Source organism: Candidatus Spechtbacterales bacterium, assembly GCA_040879145.1.
In the GTDB taxonomy this organism is placed as follows: domain Bacteria; phylum Patescibacteriota; class Minisyncoccia; order Spechtbacterales; family 2-12-FULL-38-22; genus JAWVZY01.
Window position 1 is genome coordinate 1 of sequence record JBBDKX010000014.1, and the last position, 17,486, is coordinate 17,486.

A 17,486-nucleotide genomic window follows, 5' to 3' on the forward strand; every position below is an offset into this window, starting at 1 on the left:
TCAATTCCCATAAAGAGAGTTATGGGGTCAAGATATGGGGTTGTGTATGGAGTAGGTGAAGATGGTGGCGGGGGTGGGGGGGGTGAAATAGGGCCTGTACATCGCGGATCAGCTGTTGCACCCGTAGAGCACCTCGTAGGACTATAGGATAGAGTCTTCCATTCTTCTAAGTTGGTGGGGGTTGGTTCTAAACAACCTTCGTAATCCAGATCTTGCCATGTAGCCCAACATCCGGGGTAGTTATAACTGCACCTCTCGCAAGTTCCCGGAGTAGAAGTTGTGCATCTTAGATCTTCCGCTTCCCCTGTCTCGCAACCTATGGGGCTATAAGCTACTGAGTTTTGTTCTTCTGATGTTGTGGGCGCGGCGCAACCACTTTCATCATAGTCAAACCATGCAGCCCAGCATCCGGGGTGGTTAAGACTACACCTTTCGCAAAGATTTTCTGTAGGTGTGGGTGGAGGCGGTGGAGGAAGTGGTGCGGTACACCTAGAATCGTGAGTCTCTCCAGTTACACAGCCGGGTGGGCTGTAATTTAATGAATTATACTCAGTTGAGGAGTTGGGAGAAGAACATCCACTTCCATTATAATCGTACCAAGAAGACCAGCATCCCTGATACGTATCACTACATCTTTGGCAAAGTGTTGAAGAGGAAAGTGGTGGGGGTGTTGAGGAAGGGGGCGGAGGTGGCGGCGAACTTGATGGAGCACAGGCCTGCCCTGTACCAAACGATACCGATTGACAAGTTAAACCGTCGGAACAAGTTTGTCCTGATGAACAATCCCCCCACTCTCCTGTGCTAGCATCTACAACACCTACAAAATAAAAATAGGCTGCAAAAATTAACGCGACAAAAAAGATAGCGACACCAATATACTTTAAAAATTTATAGTTTATCACCATATTAAAAAGATTCAATTTGCATTTCCTTAATTATTGTTTTTGCATCTATCCTTGCTTGATCCAATATGTTGCCCTCACTAATTACTATAATATATTCTCCACTTTGAAAATCGTTTATTTGAACAGTTTTTTGGTGGTATCTGGAAGGCGGCTCGGGAAAATTCTCTCTTTGCTCTTCGGAGGCCTCTTGAAGAGCTCGATGATAATCATTTAATTCTATTTCATGAAAATCTTCGTTCTTTTCTGCTCTGGATATGAATTCTGTGTCTTCATCCGTAAGAACAAGTCTTATTCTGGGTATTTGGGGGTACAATTCATATAAAATATCTTCAACCTTCAGGTAAATCAAATTCCCATAAATTTCTGTTATTTCACCGGCAACTACATGCCTAACTTCCGGCTCACTTACGTTTTGATTTGTTTCTGTATTCTTTTCTTCACTTAAGTGTTCACTTTTTTCCCGATTTGAAAAAGAAACAAAAGTGTATACTAAAAATCCTACAACAACTAAAGCAGCTGCGGAAATTATCCAATATTTTTTAGCAGTCAATTCAGATAAAAAACTCATAACTTTAAAGATTAAAACTCAAAAGAAACCCTTCTCCTTTTTTTATAATATCACTGAAATTACGGCTTGTTGGTGTGGATAAACGAGAGGTAAACCCAAAAATAATATTCTTAAATAAACTCACGGGAGTTATCTCCTTAAACTCTTCCGGAAGCGGATATTGACCCACGACTATCTTATCTATACTACACTGCCCGGCACCTGAATTAACATCCGCAGCGAGTGCGCCATCTGTAGCTGTAAGACGTACTATATAGAGCCCCGCGTCTGTTATTTCTACCTGCGGATTTTGTTCACTTTCACACCCCGGATTTATGCATGTCATGGTAGGAGGAGGGTTTAAAGGCAATTCCCAATCCCAGTTTTGCGCACCCGCTCCAGCGTCAAATGTGGTTAGGTCGCTAAAATGTATCTGCGTAGGCACAGCGCAATCCGGTTTTGGTGTTACCCCGTCACTTTCAAAACATTCCCAACTAAAATCAGGTTCCGGATACGGATGCAAAGATGTGGTAAATGACTCAGCAGGTATGGTATCGTCTTGATACACAACCCAGTCTGAAAATTCACCTTCTGAATCATAAACCTGCACTCTCCAGTAATAGTTAGTACTAAACTCCAGTGTTCCATCTCCATCGGCTACAAGGTCGTCAAATTCATGGGTTGCAGGATTTGCGATGGTCACAAACCTCTCCTCAGCCCCGCTTCTTACAATACCCGAATCAAACTGAATAATACCTCCGGGACCGCTTGGTACCCATATGTCCGGTAATGTAGATACCTGTATTCTGTAACCGCATAAATCTCCTGTGCAAATATCTCCATCTTCGGAATCTCCAAAATCCCAAGAAAGCCTCATCTGCGATACGCACACGGGACCGGACGAAGCTGAAAAAGATATATTTAGGTTAGTAACTGAAGGCGCGGCATTAAAAGAGGTTGAGCGCACGGCATAAGATTCTGTGGAGGTCGTATCTGTTGTGCTATTGAAACTCATCCAACCCATAACTTCGTCGCCCCACGCCCAGCCTTCAAATGCTTCAATGCTCCCGTCAAAAGTAACACCGCCATATGCGGGAGCTCCTCCCGATGTATCTTCATCAAAACGTATCCAACCATCCCAACCACCTCCATTTGAAAGGGCGCGCGCCCAACCTCTTAAGTTTTGCCCCTCAAGGCGGGCTATGGGACCACTACCTCCGTCAAACGGTGGCGCAGGCGGGTTTCCAGCATCTGCTCTGTTAAATGTTATCCAGCCTATGTTACTGCTCCAAGCATATCCTGAAAGGTCGCCTGTCGGGGTGTCCAAAAACACACCATAGTCAAAAACCACATCAGTTGTATTGTCTCCCTCGCACAGTCCTGAATCTACAAAGCCATTTTCATCAGTATCGCAATCCTGAGCATCAAAACTTATCCACCCTATATTACTGCTCCATGCCCAGCCGTAAAGATCGGCTGTTATAGCATCTACAGTAAAGGTTCCGTTAGTTGTACCAAGCACAGTAGAAGAACACTCCCCTCCCGGGCTGTCACACACAAAAACGTAGAAATCATTAACTCCTATATCATTACTCGTTGTCTTATACGTTAAAATTATAGAGTTTGCCTCATCGTTGCTAATGTTTGACGGTCCAATCCACGCATCACCCGGGCAACCCGGTGTAGAACCTCCCACAACAGCGTTGGTTTTACAAACAATAGCGCGAGCCGAATTTCCTTCCGGATCTGTCCAGTCTATTTCAAAAGTTATATTCTCTCCTTGTGTTACAGTGGGATTGGGACCGACGGGATCTGTTACAACACCTGTAACAGACGGTGGGGAGTTGCTTTGGACATAGTCCACATCCGCATACAAACGCAAAACACGCACCGTATCGGCAGATACATTTATTTGGCGTACAAGCTGAACGCGCAGGTCGCCATCACTGCCGTAAGGACCTACCCATGTAAGCGTGTACTGCTGGTCTGTTGTGGGTAAGGTTATACTCTGCACTCCACGATAAGATCCGCCTATAAATATATTTACATCTATCTCATCGCAAGCACCCGAACACCCACCCTCACTGTATGCCCTGAAATTTACTCTTACCTCGTTTACCTGACTGGTCCCCGCGACAGATGTCATCTCAAACTCTTCAATCTCGCCACCGCCGCCATTGTCATCGTATATGTAATCTGTAAAATCATAACTTACTTCATCTAACACAGCCCAATGCCCGCTTCCGCAACTTCCGCCCGAGCAACCGTTAAATTGCGTGCTTACATCACTCTCCGGATAAACTCTTCCTGTAGTTTGATAATCGGCAAATACGCTGTTATCCATAAAAAACAACGCAGAAAACAAAAAAACTGAAAACACCATAAACAACGCAGAAAACAGGTGTCTTTTAGTAATTCCAGAAAAACTTTTTGCCAAAATATCCATATTCATCGTTTAATCTATTTTAACACAATAAAAACACACTAAAATACAGAGATTAAATTTTACTTATATTCCACATCAGTGCGGCCTTCTGTGATAATTACTTTTTTGTTAATATCTAAATTTTCAAAAATCTGCACAATGCCACTCGGCCACCTAATTTTTACCTGCTCTATATTGTCCGTATTGCCAAGACCAAATATTGGCCATGGGCTTGATTGTCCTACATAAGAAGATCCATTTATAATTTCTTGCATTTGTGTTTTACCTCCACTTGTTAAATAAATACGTGCTCCTATGGCGTCTCTATTGCTTTTTGTTCCTATAAGCTGAAATTTTACCCAATTATTATTGTTGGGTGTATTTTTATATAAAATAGAATGCCCATTAGGGTGTCTCTCTCCACTAAGCTGAATATAGACGTCGGGAAAGCCGTCGTTATTGTAATCAGCCATAGCTGTAGAATACGTTGCGTCATTTCCATAATCAAACCCCAAAATTTGACCTTTTTTTACAAAAGTGCCATCGCCAATGTTTTCAAAAAACTCCCCTTCATCTGTTGGCTTCCTTCTTGATCCTACATAATACCTCGACCTCATATGGGGACTGCCGTTAACCAGCAGAAGATCCAAATCACTGTCGTTATCATAATCCAAAAAATGAGTCCCCCACCCAACTCCTGTGTCGTCTGCCTCTGTTTCCTTAACAATGTCTGTAAACGTACCATCGCCATTGTTGCGCCAAAAGGAGTTACTACCCATGTTGGTAATATATATATCCAAAAAACCGTTGTTATTATAATCAGCGACAGCAGCACCCATATTAGATGATTCATTAGGTTCACACAAACCCGCCTCCTGTGTTACTTGTGTAAATGTACCATCGCCATTGTTGTGATAAAGCGGGCTTAAAAAAGTATCCGAAACTACAAAAAGATCTATTTGATTATCGTTGTTATAATCAAACCATATCGGCTGAAAAGGAGCCTTGAAATTTATCGCGCGGCCTATTTGGCTGTTGTTGTAAAAATCGCAGTCTAAGATGCCGTCCACTCGGCCGGCCTCTTCTGTGACATCTGTGAAAGTACCGTCGCCGTTGTTCCTGTATAGGATATTCGGCTCATTAAAGTAATGCACGGGTACAACTCCTATTTCTGAACCCATCAAAATGCTGAGATTTATCACATATAAATCTAAATATCCATCGTTGTTATAATCAGCCCAAGAGGCACTTGTGCTGTGGTAAGAGTCTGCGAGACCTGATTCTTCTGTAACATCTGTAAATGTGCCGTCACAATTACCTTTATATAAAAAATTGGATTGTCCCGGAGTATTTATATCTTCACGCGGACCGCTTCTGGGAAAAAATACATCAAGACACCCGTCATTATTATAGTCCGCAAAAAAACCGGGGGCTTGGAAATATGCTCCGCTTTCACTTGATGCAACCATTTTAAATGTTCCATCCCCTTCATTTTTATACAATCCATGAGATGTTAGAAGGTCTATGTTTCCATCTGAATTATAATCGCCCCATGACACCCCCCTGCCTCTTTCAATCCCCAACCGAAGCCCGCTCTCTTTTGTTGCATCCATGAAATGTTTCACCTGTACTTCGCCTTTTAAAAATTTAACTATTCCAGCAACCGCACTCTGGGTTTTCAAAAGTAAAAAATCCTTCACTACTCTAAAATTGGAGTACCTTGTCTTAAACTTATTTTTCTGAAAATCGGTATCCAAATGTATTTGTGTATCATTGTTTTGAAGTATCTCTTCCGCAACCCACTTCCCTATGTGCGTGCCTGCAACGACATCTGAATCAAAATTAACCCCTGCCAAGAGGACAGAATTCATAGAATCGGTAGCAAATTTAACCCAAAGATCGCGTTTTTCTGGCACAAGCAAACTAAGTACCTCTGATGCAGCAACAGAGACTGCTGCATCAGAGGAAGGGTACGAAGGATAAGACGGGTTGCTATACAAAATATTAAGTCGCGGTATGCGCATAAAGGGTCGTTGTACTAAGTGTGTGTATTTCACATCCCAGACCACAATAAGAGAATCGGCTATGCTTTGAGAAAGCAACTTTTGATATTGGGCATATGTTGCATCATCCAAGGTTCTTCCTAATTCTATGTACAATATATTCTGCCATATCCCAGCCACCGTTATTGTTTCCATGCTTATTATATTATCCACACCTCGCCAGAAAAAAATACCCTCTTCTTCAGTGGGTTGGCGATGATCTATTAAATGCTGTGCTCTATTTATTTCAACAATATCCCGCAAACTTCCCCTTTTTGGAGGTGGCGAAACATCTACAAAATTTTTATCCACTATCCACGTTTTCCATTCCCCCGCGGCAGCGCCTTTATCAACATTACTTTCATTTTGTACATACCAACTATCTTCTTTACGTGTTTCTCCATTCCAAACAATATTAAAACCATCATCCTGAAGACGGTCTGAGTATACATTAAAAACTTCTCTTGCTTCATCGTTTAACTCCGCTTCCTCAAAATTAAATGATATTAATACGTCAGATATCTCTCGTGTTTTTTCGGGAAAAAGAACCTTTAAAAATTGAGCTGTTACAACATTTGCCTGTTCTTGGCTATTTGTCTCATTCAAAACATCTGCATATATTGATGCCGTATACGCCAAGTAGCGCGCTACCACAGGAGGAGAGGCTTCTTTGTGTTTGGTATATTTTATCACCTCTGCCGTCCAATCACGGGAATAAAGCCGATTTAACGAGTAAAATCTACTACCGTAGAACTCAGCCATAACATATGGCTCCATATTACCTTCCACATAGACCTCAGAGTTAAAAAGATTTTTTTCGCTAAACACTTCGAACACCGCAAATATTTTACTGCTTAAAAAAAACCCTGCCACCACAGTCAGGATAAAAACCGCCCACACAGCAAAATTTTTTCTTGCACATCGAGAGGAAATATTATCCCACCACCTGGAAATCACTCTCAATTTGCGGAATAATTTTTTCAATAACATCATGCTGTAAATTTAAATCTTTATACAATTTTTTAACCCCCGTGCCTAAAATCCCCATATAGCACTCGTTTTTAAACTCTCCCACTGCTTCGCATAAATTTATTTTTTTCACAACATCGCGTTGTATTTGTGAGATATTGCCTTTTCCTATATCAACACCGGCATACTCCGAATCGATAAACAAACCAATACCTCCTCCCAATCCTCTGTAGCAGTGATTTATAACACCTTCGTTTTGCGCATCTTCAGAAACTTGAGTACATATATCTTTTCCTTCCTCTACATTTCCTGACAAAAATTTAGTGGCCACATCATTTATACCTATTCTATAAACAAAAAAATCATAGCACTCATCTTTATTACCCTCACCGAGAGAATCGCATTCAGCAAAAGATTCTTCGTATCCACCCTCCTTAAACTCCGAAAACAAAAACATATTATGTCCTATGCCTGTGTAACAATAGGGCAACTCATTTACAGGCAGGATACTTTTACACTCCTCAAACGGAGCCGAAAGGTCAGGATCATTAAATGTAACATACTTGTATTCTTTTTGAGGATATAGGTTAAAATTATCTTTTCCAAGTTCATCCAATATCCTAAGTATCGAATAGGTATATTTATCATGCAACAAGTGCCCAATCTCATGCGCGCAGGAGTGCTCGCTTCCTTTAGGACAAACCTCATAAAACTTGGATAAAAGATCGGAGGGATATCCTTTATCTAAAGCGTTTCTTTTATACAAACCCATCATGCATGCGCTTGTACACGATGGCGGACAGTAATTAATTAATTCAGAAACATCTTTTTCAGATCCTTTTTCTGCGATAATATCACCAACAGCATGATAAAAAGTATGACAGTTGGTACCGAGTATGGCATAAGAGGCATCTGCACTTTCAAAAGAAAGGTGCTGAGATTCTATCCATGGAAAAAAATCATCATTACTCCCCTTATAGTGTCCCGATATTGCATTTTTATAGCAAGAAAATCTAAGTTGAGTTTCCAGTGTGTTGCACCCCTCAACGGCCAAGCTAAATTTTTGACCGCTTTTCTCTTTAAAAATAAGGGTGGCTACCACTATTACCAAAATTAAAAAACCTATATATGCAATATTTATTCTACTGCTTTTCATTATTCTATAACCCTTATGGTGCCTGTACTAAATGGTCTTAGGTGATCATGATACTTCCAGTTATCTACTCTTTCAAACACAAAACCCCAGGCTTCATTAGGAGCCATTGGTTCAAGGGGGTCAAATTCAGAATATATAGCATGAGTTGGATGTAGGTCAGACGCAGGCCACACATATTTATCACTTTTATTAACCCAAACGACCCTATCTCCCTTATTAACACTTAAGTCCTTGGGAGAAAATTCGCCTGAAGCTAAAATCTCAACAACACTATCTGTATCTTTTATTTGTTCTTCTGAAAAAAATACGCTATTTTCTCTTGTGTTTACAGAATCTCTATCTCTTAAAACAAAGAACACTGTAACAACGACGAGAAATAACATAACCAGAAGAATTGCTATCCACTTTTTCATATTTTTTGTTTTTTATTTTTTGAAGTTCTTTTATTGGCAAAAACAAAACCCGTAAGCAAACCGCCCGCCAAACCTGCGATAGCCACAATAAAATACTTATTTAAACCATTCTGTGCTGTCTTATTTAAACCATTCTGTGCTGTCTTATTTTCCACTACACTTAAAGAGAAGACTTCTTCCGCGAGTTTTGTGCTATTGTTTTGATATCTTACATTCAGCTTATACTCTCCAGCTTCAGGAAATGTATAAGTTAAAAGTGTTCTACCAAAATTAGGCTTATGTATGCCGGAGGCAAAAACAGTTTTTTGATTTTTTTCTATCCGTACCCATATATCTGTAAACTCAATCTCTTCTCCATTGTCGTTTCTTGACAGCGAAAAATCTAAAGCGGCACTTGAACCCTCTTCTATGACTGGTGGTGTGTATCCAATATCAATTTTGTAGTCACCGGATATTTTTTCCAAACTTGCACCCGTCCCATGTCCATAAGCAGTATGCGTGTAACTAAAAAATATAAAAACAAAAAATAATAAAATATTTATTTTTTTCATGTTATCCTGTGTGTTTTATCCTTCAACTAAAAATATACCAACAGCTCTATCCAGATCATCACAAGAATATCCATATAAGCCCGGGCCATGTTTAAAATCAACATCTACACTAAACGTACCGCTCGCTGGTATCCTAAAACGATCTTCAGGGCTCAGTGTTATAAAATGCTCACTGTTGTCGTTGTTTGTTACCATCACACTCTCATTCATCGCGACTTTTAAAACCACCGGTTCAGCACTGCACCCTGTAATATTCAACGTGCCACTAACAGCCTCATTGCGAACCCTTTCCAAATGAAGATCTTTATCTTCTTTTGGGGCATCGGGTCCGGGGAAATTTAAAACAGAATCTTCCTCTATTGATTTGGTATTATTTTGTTGGGTTGTATTATTTTGTTGGGTTGTATTACTTTCCGCATCTTTTGTAGTACCAGGTGCAACACGAGAATTGTATATTTGGAAACCTAAAAATACTGCAGATCCTATTAACAAGCCTAAAATCACTGTATATAAAAGATTATTGTTTAAAAATTTGGAAATAATGTCTTTAAAATTCTTCATAGTTTATCTTAACTTTAATTTTAACCTGATATAAAAACTATACCCGCAGGGTTATTTTGCCCCCCGCATGAATACCCATAAACACCCTCTCCTTCAAAAAATGGTATCTCAGAACCTTCTTCAGGCTCTAAAACAAGTTCCATATTTTTTGGTTCATAAAAATATAGTGATACTGATGCGTCCCCTTTGTTTATAAAACCTACATTTCTATCCACACTATGTAAAACAAATGGGTTCAGTTCGCAATTTTTTTGTATAACAACGATTTGTGTTGTACTAACCGACAATCTTCGCAAGTACTCCATATATACATTTTTTTCTCCTTGTGATGCTCTCGCTTCGGGAGTATTAAATGCCACCGCTTTTTCTTCAGGTGAAACACTCGCTGGTTGTTCATATCCAAAATAATTTTTTTTACCTATGTTTTTTTCAAAATCTTCAGAAAAATCGGCGGGTTGTCGATCTGTTATTTCTTGCGACAACTGATTGCCTGTATCACTTGGATTATGCGGAGAAATAAACAACCCATAAATAACGGCTCCAAGAGTAGAAGAAACGACCAAGCCACCGACAACCAACACGTACTTTAAAATATTTTTATTCATATTACTAATTATTATATACACATTATAACCCTATTTTATACTCAACACAAATACACTATCACTATCTATAGCAAACCTCTTGATATTCTTCACTTACGTTTTGACATACATGATTTGCTTTTTCTGCAGAATAAAGACCATGAACTATTCTAAAAAGACTTTCAAAACACATTGTCTGTATATTTCGCAACCCTTTAACACTCTCGCAAAATTCAATACCTTCCTCAGCCTCTAACCCTGGAGTGCCGTGCTCTAATATACCATCAACAACCCCTTCAATACATGTACTGGCAAGCTCTGGTGAAAAAGTGTCACATTCCCGCACTACCTCAAGAGGCTCGTTTTTATCTTTATACAACATGGCTATAGCTGCCAAGTATTTTACAGCCACCGCTAACTGCTTATTATCCTGAATGTTTTTTGTATAAGAAAGTGCTTTTTTAAAATCATTATCCGATATCCATAAAAGCAAAGAGTTCATATTGCCATAACAAGATCGCTTATATTCTTCTTTTTGATTATGGCACAACCAAATAGGGTCGCTCTCATTTATAGCAAAACCCTGACTTCCCTCAATATACATATTGGCTACGCCGTTAAATACACCGGAAGCACATCTAAATAACTGTTCCTCATTTGAAGATGTTGCTTCACAAAGCGGAAGCGCAAAGCCCACAAGCGCCGCCTCATCGGACAAATAGTTATTGCTTGCGGAAGCCAAATCAAGAATACCGTGCCCTATTCCGTGGTGACATTGATATTGAGCGTCAGGCACATCTTTTGATAACTTCTCTCCAAAATAAGCGCATACATCTGCAGCAGTTGAAATATCGCCATCTATTGTAATAACCGCCTCCATAAAGCCGTGGAAAAAGCCATTCGCGCAACTATAGGCCTTATTGCTTAAAACAGATTCAGGATCATCAAGATATAAATTATAGGCCAAAATCCCTATATTGTGTGCCATGGCATGACACGAATGAGCAAACTGAGTATTACTCTTGTATAGCTCCCCCAAAAGATCCAGTGATGCATCTAATCCTTCCTCCTCCAGCGCTTGAGCCAAGCGTAAATCCCAACATTTTTGAGAATTTAAATTTTCCTCACAAGCATCTTTTGCTGCGGTGGCGGCTCCTTCATCCAATACCACTATTCTCCCAACAAAACTTGGCGCTAAATGGTCGTGATAATTCCAAATTCCGGGAACCTCAAATACAAAACTCCAGGTTTCTCCTGCTCCCACAGGCTCACCTGGATCAAATTCCGGATAAATGGCGTGAGTCGGATGCAAGTTGGATGCGGGCCAAAACGACCTATCTCTTTTGTTTACAAACCTAACCTCTTCACCTATTTTTACGGTTACCTCTTTTGGATAAAAACCGTCATTGCGAAGCTCTACTGTGGTGTGTTTAGAAATTATAAAATATTTTTGAAATAAAAAAACAACCGACACTACAGCAAGAATGGTAAACAGGGCGTAAGGTATTTTTTTGTTCTTTATCATAATATTTTTACTATATCATGCACCTATCTTCTTTAAAATCCGTACCACAAACCTCCTTTGCGTACTTGCGCATATTTGGCTCTGCAGCAAACGAGTTCGATGCGCCTGTTCGACACATAACTATTGATTGTAAACTGGGCATTTGCAGACAAATTTTTATAGTATCTTCGATGTTATATCCCGTTGAAGGAGCTGCTATGTTCCCGACACCTAAAAAACATTTATTTCTGTATTCTTCTTTATAAACATTCACGCAAAGATTTCCCATATCCGTGTAGGGCACCTGGCCCATATTTTTCCACCACTGTGGCAATGAGTGATAGCAAGAATTTTTAAATTTTTCGGGAACATTTTCGCTATCACATGGATAATAAGGATTGTGAGCTTCATATTCTCTTGCGCGTAGCTCTTCAGAAAAAACATTTCCGGGAAAATTAAATTCCATGAACACTCCTCCGCTACATCCAAAATTACCTTCTTCTTGCAGTGTCATCTCACACATTTCAAGTGCTTTTTTTAAATTTTTGTGTCCAGCAAATTCAAGTACTCCATGCCCTATACCATGTTGGCAGGCATTTAAAAAACCGTCAAAATTATCCGCACACACATTATTCAGCTCTGTGATTATAGATATACCCTCTTGACTTAAGCTACTCAAAAAAAATCCGTGATAACACCCGAAGGCAAAAGTCTCGTCACACACAGCAAGTCCACTTAATCCCTCCTTTTCATAAAGAAGCTCCCCTATTATGTGGGCTGCGTTGTGCTGAAGTTCATAACTTTTATCATTGTACTCCTTTTTAAATTCCTCATAGCTCTCTTCCTTGCCTTTTTTGTCTATACGCTCACTCCACTCATCGTATAAAATAGTGAAGTAATTAGTTGAGTTAGCAATTTTTGTTTCCTCTGGATGCGCGGACTGCTGATTTAAAAAAACATACCAAACTACAAATAAAATACATAAAAAAAACATGTAGATAAAACTCTCTCTTCTATTGTGGGGCATTATTCGGGAAAACATATTAATTCAGTAAACTTAGCATCTATACCGGCGCAAATTTGTCTTGCTATTTCTTTTTCACCGTACGCATAAAATCTCCAAGCACCACCTATTTTACATATACTTTTATATTTTTCCTCTTTAGTATCTCCGCACCACAAAAACACCGCATCTTTTTTATAGTTATTCTTCGATACTGCAATGCTACCCACACCTAAATAACAAGCTTCCTTTTCAATACTGGCGTTCAATTCTTGACACAACCGGCCTATCTTTTTAAAATCGTTATTAAATATCTGTACCCAGTACGCTGTTATTTCAAAATAGCATGACGACCTGAACTCAGAAGGTACAATAGTGTTACATGGAAAATTATAGTTGTTGGGGTCAATTTTGCGTAAAGTAGTTTTTGCGACTCCGGGAGAAAAAACTACAGGGTAGTTATATTCCATAAAAACTCCTGCCGTGCACCCAAAGAGAGGATCGGGCTGAAACGTAAGCTTGCAAACTTCAAGCGCTTCAACTAAATTTTGATGTCCCAAAGATATTAAAATCCCATGCCCTATGCCATGTTGACACCCTGTTGCGTTTCCAGGATATTCCGTTATGCATATTTCATCAAGATCTTTTACAACGCCTACCCCTTGATCTGCCATAGCCTTTATAAAAAAACTATGATAACACCCAAACGCAAAAGATTCATCACACACTGCAAGACCATTTAAGCCTTCTTTTTCATACAAAAGTTCCCCCATGATGTGGGCCACATTGTGTTGGGTATCAAAATCTGCAAAAGCGTATTCTGTTTTAAATTTAGAATAAGCTTTTTGGGATCCAAGGTTGTCCACGTTTTCAGACCAAATATTACGATCCTCTTCATAAGAAAACTTTATTGCATTATCATACTCACCTACGTCCGTTTTCGTGTTGGCCTTAAAAAATTCAAGTGAAATAAAAAGAGTGCTTACAACAAGTATTAAAAAAAACACAAGTATTATTTTTTTGTCATGCAGATTTTTCATGCATTTCCATCGGGATTATCAAACACCGGATCATTATATGGGGATCCAGTTGGTGGTGAGTAACAATAGGTTTTATATTTGTCAGGTATTTGCGTACAAATATTTTCCATTTTTTCCGAAGAACCGTAATCTCTATTCATTTGACGAATACCCTCTTTATAGCAAAGTGTCCTATTTTCTTGAGTTAAGTATTCCGAAGCGCAAAAATCTAATATTTTTTTATACTGTTCTCCCGGCTGTCCATGAGTCATTATTCCAAGCATGGTGCCTCCCAAACAAATATCTTCTTCCTGCCCGTTAAACCCGTCCTGACAGGCTACAATATATTTTTCTAAGTCACCATTTGATTGAACATCTTTACCCGCCATAACAGATGGTACAACCCATATAACAAGGTGTCTTGTCTTTGTGTCTGTAATATTTTTTATATACTCCGGAAGGCGCTCAAGCTCCCAATTAAGAACATGGTCAAGTTTTGGAGCAAACTCTCCATAACACGCTTTCTTGTATCTGTATGGCTGTGTTCTACACACTGCAAAAATATCATCTGAATCATAGGAAAGACCAAACTCTTTTTTATCCGCAAACCCAGCGGGAACTGTATACACACCCGTAAGACATAGGTTGAGATTTCCAAAACTATCTCCAAATATTCTTTCGCACATCTCGACTCCCGGAGCTATCATTGCTTCAAAATCCCCCCACGTTTCAGGAGGTGCGGGATCTTCTGTAAACCCGTGCCCTATACCGTGATAACAATTCCAGCGCCCCATATCTCCCAACTGCTCTTCAACTTTATCACAAAAAGAAAGGGCATATTCTACATCAGGATTTTCTCTCAACAGGCTCTCCAAAAAACCGTGGTAAAAACCGTAGCCACAATAGGATGTAGATTCAGTTATTGGGAAATCCTTTCCTTCCCGAAAAAGATCGTAAGCCGCCTCTCCTATTGTGTGTGCTGTCCAGTGACATGCACGTGGCAAATTACCTTCTTCAAACGAATCGCTCATTATTTTATAAGCCGCATCAATACCCTCTAAGTGAACGGTGTCTTTAATAAGTTCATCAAAACACCTTCCGGCATCCTCGCCATCGCAATCATACTCATCTTTGCGCGAAGATTTATCGCTTGCCACAACCGTTATCTCTCCCCTATACGAAGAATTTAGATGATCATGAAAAGGCCAGGATCCGGCTGAAAGAAAAGTGTAGCTCCAACTTTCATCAAAATTAACTGGTCTTTCAGAATCAAAACCATCCAAATACTCATGTGTTGGATGTGGGTCACTAGCCGGCCAAAAATCCTGATTTCGGGTGGTAACAAATTTTATAGTATCTCCTTTTCTTATGGTAATGCTTGACGGGTAAAATCCCTCCTGCCTAAGTTCCACGACGTGAGTATTGTTTTCAGGATTTGCAGATTCAAAAAAAACAAAAAACATACCCGCCACTACAACCAGCGCAGTTAAGCTACTTATATATACGTATTTTGCTTTTATCTTTTTGCTAAAAATTAAAAAATTCATAACTACACATCACTGCGTGATAAGCATTTTGTTTTCCATTCAAAAGGCATTAAATTGCAAAAATTCACAAAATCTTCTGAGCCAGGCTCAAAATTAAAAGTTGAATAAACCACCAACTCTTCAAAACATGTTTCCCCGGCACCATAATTATATGCTCTATTGCAAAGATCAACAGACTTTTGCATTAGTCTAAAATCTGTCTCCACCATGCGTGCTGCAGCGTTTCCAAAACACTGCCCGCGCCGATGCTGTATAAACTCGCTACAAAAATCCACAATAAGGTCTGTTTCAAAACGCAATTGGGCGGTTACTACAAAAAACCCTCCGTTGTAACATCTTTCTCTATAAGAACCTTCGGGAAGTTCATTGCAAAAAACACTAAGCCCTTGAGGGGTTCTTATTTCCTCAAAATATAGTGGCCATCCCTCTGTCCAGCATGAAGCTTTTTTTTCACCACTAAACTGTGTGCAAAAATCCTTATGCTCACTCTTATCAGTGGGTTGCATGCCTTCAATTAAAGCAAAATCTTCGGGTTCAAGGGGTTGAAATATTTGCATAAATGCACCGTCGTAACATACGGCACCAAATGAGCGACCATCATCTTTCACCGCAACCTTATCGCATATCTCAACAGATTTGTGTATGTCTGCATTTGTTATGTACATGGTAAGATGTCCCAACGCGTGATAACACGTAGCTTGTTCCATTCCCGTAGCCTGCCAACTATCTCTTCGTTCACAAATATCATTAAGCTCCGGGGTTAGCGCTTCAATCTCTTCATCACTCAACACATCTTCGCGAAATCTTTCCTGAAAAGCCCCATGTATCGCCCCATTAGAACAAATGCCTCTGGGGGCACGCGCCACAACATCCTTCCACCTGCTTGGGTCTTTAGCTGTCTCACGGGCACTTAAGTTGTGACCAAGAACGTGACAATACCAATATGAATCATCACTATTCTGGATTAGCTTAGCTACCTCAAAAGCTTCTTCCATTGAAATTACATCCATAAGTTTTGGTATTTCTCTATCATAACAAGCTGGCCTATATCCTTCATTTTCACATTTATCTATTACCATTCGGGCATATCCTTCCAGTGTATTTGCGCCTAATTTATCCTTTCCGTTTTTAAAATACTGTGCAGTCACAAAAACCCCTTCAAAGAGTAGGGCCATTATAGCTACAATCAAAAAAAATGTTTTTATCTTATTATTACTCATGGTTTGTAAAAAATTTTCCTGTTATATCGGCTTCACTTTCACATAAAACAAAACCTTCTTCGCTTAATCCTGCGCAAGCATCCTGTGCCATAGAGCGATAACTGTTATGTTGGTCCATCTTCCAATAACTCCAATATACTCCCGCTCTGCAAAATACATTATTTTCTTCATTATTAGAAATAGCAATATTACAACTCGCAACAGCTTCAGCAATATCTCCTCCGCTTCTCTCCCCTACATAATTACCCAAGCCTTTGAGGCATGCTCTTTGATTTATTTTACCAGTCAAATTTATGCATATATCTGCAACCTCGGTTAAAGAATATTCTCCAGCTTGTATTAGCCAGTTGGGTTGAGCAAAAAAACATGCCTGCTGGAATTTTTCTTTAATAGTATTACAGGGAAACTCAGGGTTTCCAGGATTATATTCTCTTACTCCGCCGGATGCTCTATCTTCACCTATAAAGGTCGGGAAATTGTTTTCCATGAATACCCCATCCTGACACCCCAAAAAAGGCTCTTGCCACTGAAGCGACGCACATGCCTCAAGGGCTTGCGCTAAACCCTCCTCTCCAAAATACTCCATCAAGCCGTGTCCAATTCCATGCTGACAACCAAGTCCCCATAACGTGTATTTTTCAATACATACGCTATCCAGTTCTTCTATTATAGGTATTCCATGTTGGCTTATGGCACTTAAAAAAAACTGATGATAACAGCCAAAAGCAAAACTACTATCACAAACAGTAATCCCATCTACTCCCTGCTTTTTAAACAGGGCTTCTCCAAATTGATGCGCAGCCAAATGTTGAATCGAAAAGTCAAGCTCACCAACTTCTTGTTTAAAAAATGTATAAGCTTCATTTGGACCTATTTTATCTATAGCACTTTCCCATACAGTAACATTGAGTACATCCTCCGGAGTAATATTTTCATCATAAGCATCGTCTCTGCTGTTTAAATAAACTGCCTCGGCAAATACCGCTAAAACAAGTAGTATAATAATAAAAATTTTTCTATTTTTAATCACTGTGTTCATG

General features: G+C 39.6%; 15 protein-coding genes. All 15 read right to left on the minus strand.

What is annotated here, in order from left to right; all coding sequences use genetic code 11:
* Window positions 1–905 (minus strand): hypothetical protein (locus WDZ40_01400; protein ID MEX0877501.1); only part of this gene is annotated, 905 nt, incomplete at its 3' end.
* Between the two features lies 1 nt (window position 906).
* Window positions 907–1,473, minus strand: a complete 567-nt coding sequence (locus WDZ40_01405) for a hypothetical protein (GenBank protein ID MEX0877502.1) — start codon at window positions 1,471–1,473, stop codon at window positions 907–909.
* A 4-nt stretch (window positions 1,474–1,477) separates the two neighbouring features.
* Window positions 1,478–3,904 carry a hypothetical protein gene (locus WDZ40_01410; GenBank protein MEX0877503.1) on the minus strand — a complete coding sequence of 809 codons (2,427 nt, stop codon included), beginning with the start codon at window positions 3,902–3,904 and terminating at the stop codon, window positions 1,478–1,480.
* A gap of 53 nt (window positions 3,905–3,957) precedes the next feature.
* Window positions 3,958–6,912 (minus strand): FG-GAP-like repeat-containing protein, encoded by a 2,955-nt coding sequence (locus WDZ40_01415; protein ID MEX0877504.1) that lies wholly within the window; start codon window positions 6,910–6,912, stop codon window positions 3,958–3,960.
* Window positions 6,854–8,044, minus strand: coding sequence for a hypothetical protein (locus tag WDZ40_01420; protein ID MEX0877505.1), 1,191 nt, complete (start codon window positions 8,042–8,044; stop codon window positions 6,854–6,856). The genes WDZ40_01415 and WDZ40_01420 overlap by 59 nt, the downstream gene beginning before the upstream one ends.
* Window positions 8,044–8,457, minus strand: a complete 414-nt coding sequence (locus tag WDZ40_01425) for a hypothetical protein (protein MEX0877506.1) — start codon at window positions 8,455–8,457, stop codon at window positions 8,044–8,046. Before WDZ40_01425 ends, WDZ40_01420 begins: the two co-directional genes overlap by 1 nt.
* Window positions 8,454–9,008 (minus strand): hypothetical protein, encoded by a 555-nt coding sequence (locus WDZ40_01430; GenBank protein ID MEX0877507.1) that lies wholly within the window; start codon window positions 9,006–9,008, stop codon window positions 8,454–8,456. Before WDZ40_01430 ends, WDZ40_01425 begins: the two co-directional genes overlap by 4 nt.
* Window positions 9,009–9,023: 15 nt before the next feature.
* Entirely contained in the window at window positions 9,024–9,569 is a 546-nt protein-coding gene (locus WDZ40_01435; protein ID MEX0877508.1) for a hypothetical protein, read from the minus strand.
* 20 nt (window positions 9,570–9,589) lie between these two features.
* Window positions 9,590–10,174, minus strand: a complete 585-nt coding sequence (locus WDZ40_01440; protein MEX0877509.1) for a hypothetical protein — start codon at window positions 10,172–10,174, stop codon at window positions 9,590–9,592.
* A 61-nt stretch (window positions 10,175–10,235) separates the two neighbouring features.
* Complete coding sequence (locus WDZ40_01445) at window positions 10,236–11,678, minus strand: hypothetical protein (protein ID MEX0877510.1); 1,443 nt, start codon at window positions 11,676–11,678, stop codon at window positions 10,236–10,238.
* A gap of 10 nt (window positions 11,679–11,688) precedes the next feature.
* A complete protein-coding gene (locus tag WDZ40_01450; GenBank protein ID MEX0877511.1) occupies window positions 11,689–12,699 on the minus strand; it encodes a hypothetical protein in 1,011 nt (336 codons plus the stop codon).
* Window positions 12,684–13,700, minus strand: a complete 1,017-nt coding sequence (locus WDZ40_01455) for a hypothetical protein (GenBank protein ID MEX0877512.1) — start codon at window positions 13,698–13,700, stop codon at window positions 12,684–12,686. Before WDZ40_01455 ends, WDZ40_01450 begins: the two co-directional genes overlap by 16 nt.
* Window positions 13,697–15,226: a cupredoxin domain-containing protein gene (locus tag WDZ40_01460; GenBank protein MEX0877513.1), complete on the minus strand. Its 1,530-nt coding sequence runs from the start codon at window positions 15,224–15,226 to the stop codon at window positions 13,697–13,699. The genes WDZ40_01455 and WDZ40_01460 overlap by 4 nt, the downstream gene beginning before the upstream one ends.
* A gap of 2 nt (window positions 15,227–15,228) precedes the next feature.
* Complete coding sequence (locus WDZ40_01465) at window positions 15,229–16,446, minus strand: hypothetical protein (protein ID MEX0877514.1); 1,218 nt, start codon at window positions 16,444–16,446, stop codon at window positions 15,229–15,231.
* On the minus strand, window positions 16,439–17,485 hold the full coding sequence (locus WDZ40_01470) for a hypothetical protein (protein MEX0877515.1): 1,047 nt from the start codon (window positions 17,483–17,485) through the stop codon (window positions 16,439–16,441). Before WDZ40_01470 ends, WDZ40_01465 begins: the two co-directional genes overlap by 8 nt.
* Window position 17,486: the final 1 nt, after the last annotated feature.

What these genes read in the sequence shown, in the direction of transcription:
- WDZ40_01405 (MEX0877502.1), bottom strand. Translation starts at nt 1,473, where the DNA reads ATGAGTTTTTTATCTGAATTGACTGCTAAAAAATATTGGATAATTTCC.
- WDZ40_01410 (MEX0877503.1), bottom strand. Translation starts at nt 3,904, where the DNA reads ATGAATATGGATATTTTGGCAAAAAGTTTTTCTGGAATTACTAAAAGA.
- WDZ40_01415 (MEX0877504.1), bottom strand. Translation starts at nt 6,912, where the DNA reads ATGATGTTATTGAAAAAATTATTCCGCAAATTGAGAGTGATTTCCAGG.
- WDZ40_01420 (MEX0877505.1), bottom strand. Translation starts at nt 8,044, where the DNA reads ATGAAAAGCAGTAGAATAAATATTGCATATATAGGTTTTTTAATTTTG.
- WDZ40_01425 (MEX0877506.1), bottom strand. Translation starts at nt 8,457, where the DNA reads ATGAAAAAGTGGATAGCAATTCTTCTGGTTATGTTATTTCTCGTCGTT.
- WDZ40_01430 (MEX0877507.1), bottom strand. Translation starts at nt 9,008, where the DNA reads ATGAAAAAAATAAATATTTTATTATTTTTTGTTTTTATATTTTTTAGT.
- WDZ40_01435 (MEX0877508.1), bottom strand. Translation starts at nt 9,569, where the DNA reads ATGAAGAATTTTAAAGACATTATTTCCAAATTTTTAAACAATAATCTT.
- WDZ40_01440 (MEX0877509.1), bottom strand. Translation starts at nt 10,174, where the DNA reads ATGAATAAAAATATTTTAAAGTACGTGTTGGTTGTCGGTGGCTTGGTC.
- WDZ40_01445 (MEX0877510.1), bottom strand. Translation starts at nt 11,678, where the DNA reads ATGATAAAGAACAAAAAAATACCTTACGCCCTGTTTACCATTCTTGCT.
- WDZ40_01450 (MEX0877511.1), bottom strand. Translation starts at nt 12,699, where the DNA reads ATGTTTTCCCGAATAATGCCCCACAATAGAAGAGAGAGTTTTATCTAC.
- WDZ40_01455 (MEX0877512.1), bottom strand. Translation starts at nt 13,700, where the DNA reads ATGAAAAATCTGCATGACAAAAAAATAATACTTGTGTTTTTTTTAATA.
- WDZ40_01460 (MEX0877513.1), bottom strand. Translation starts at nt 15,226, where the DNA reads ATGAATTTTTTAATTTTTAGCAAAAAGATAAAAGCAAAATACGTATAT.
- WDZ40_01465 (MEX0877514.1), bottom strand. Translation starts at nt 16,446, where the DNA reads ATGAGTAATAATAAGATAAAAACATTTTTTTTGATTGTAGCTATAATG.
- WDZ40_01470 (MEX0877515.1), bottom strand. Translation starts at nt 17,485, where the DNA reads ATGAACACAGTGATTAAAAATAGAAAAATTTTTATTATTATACTACTT.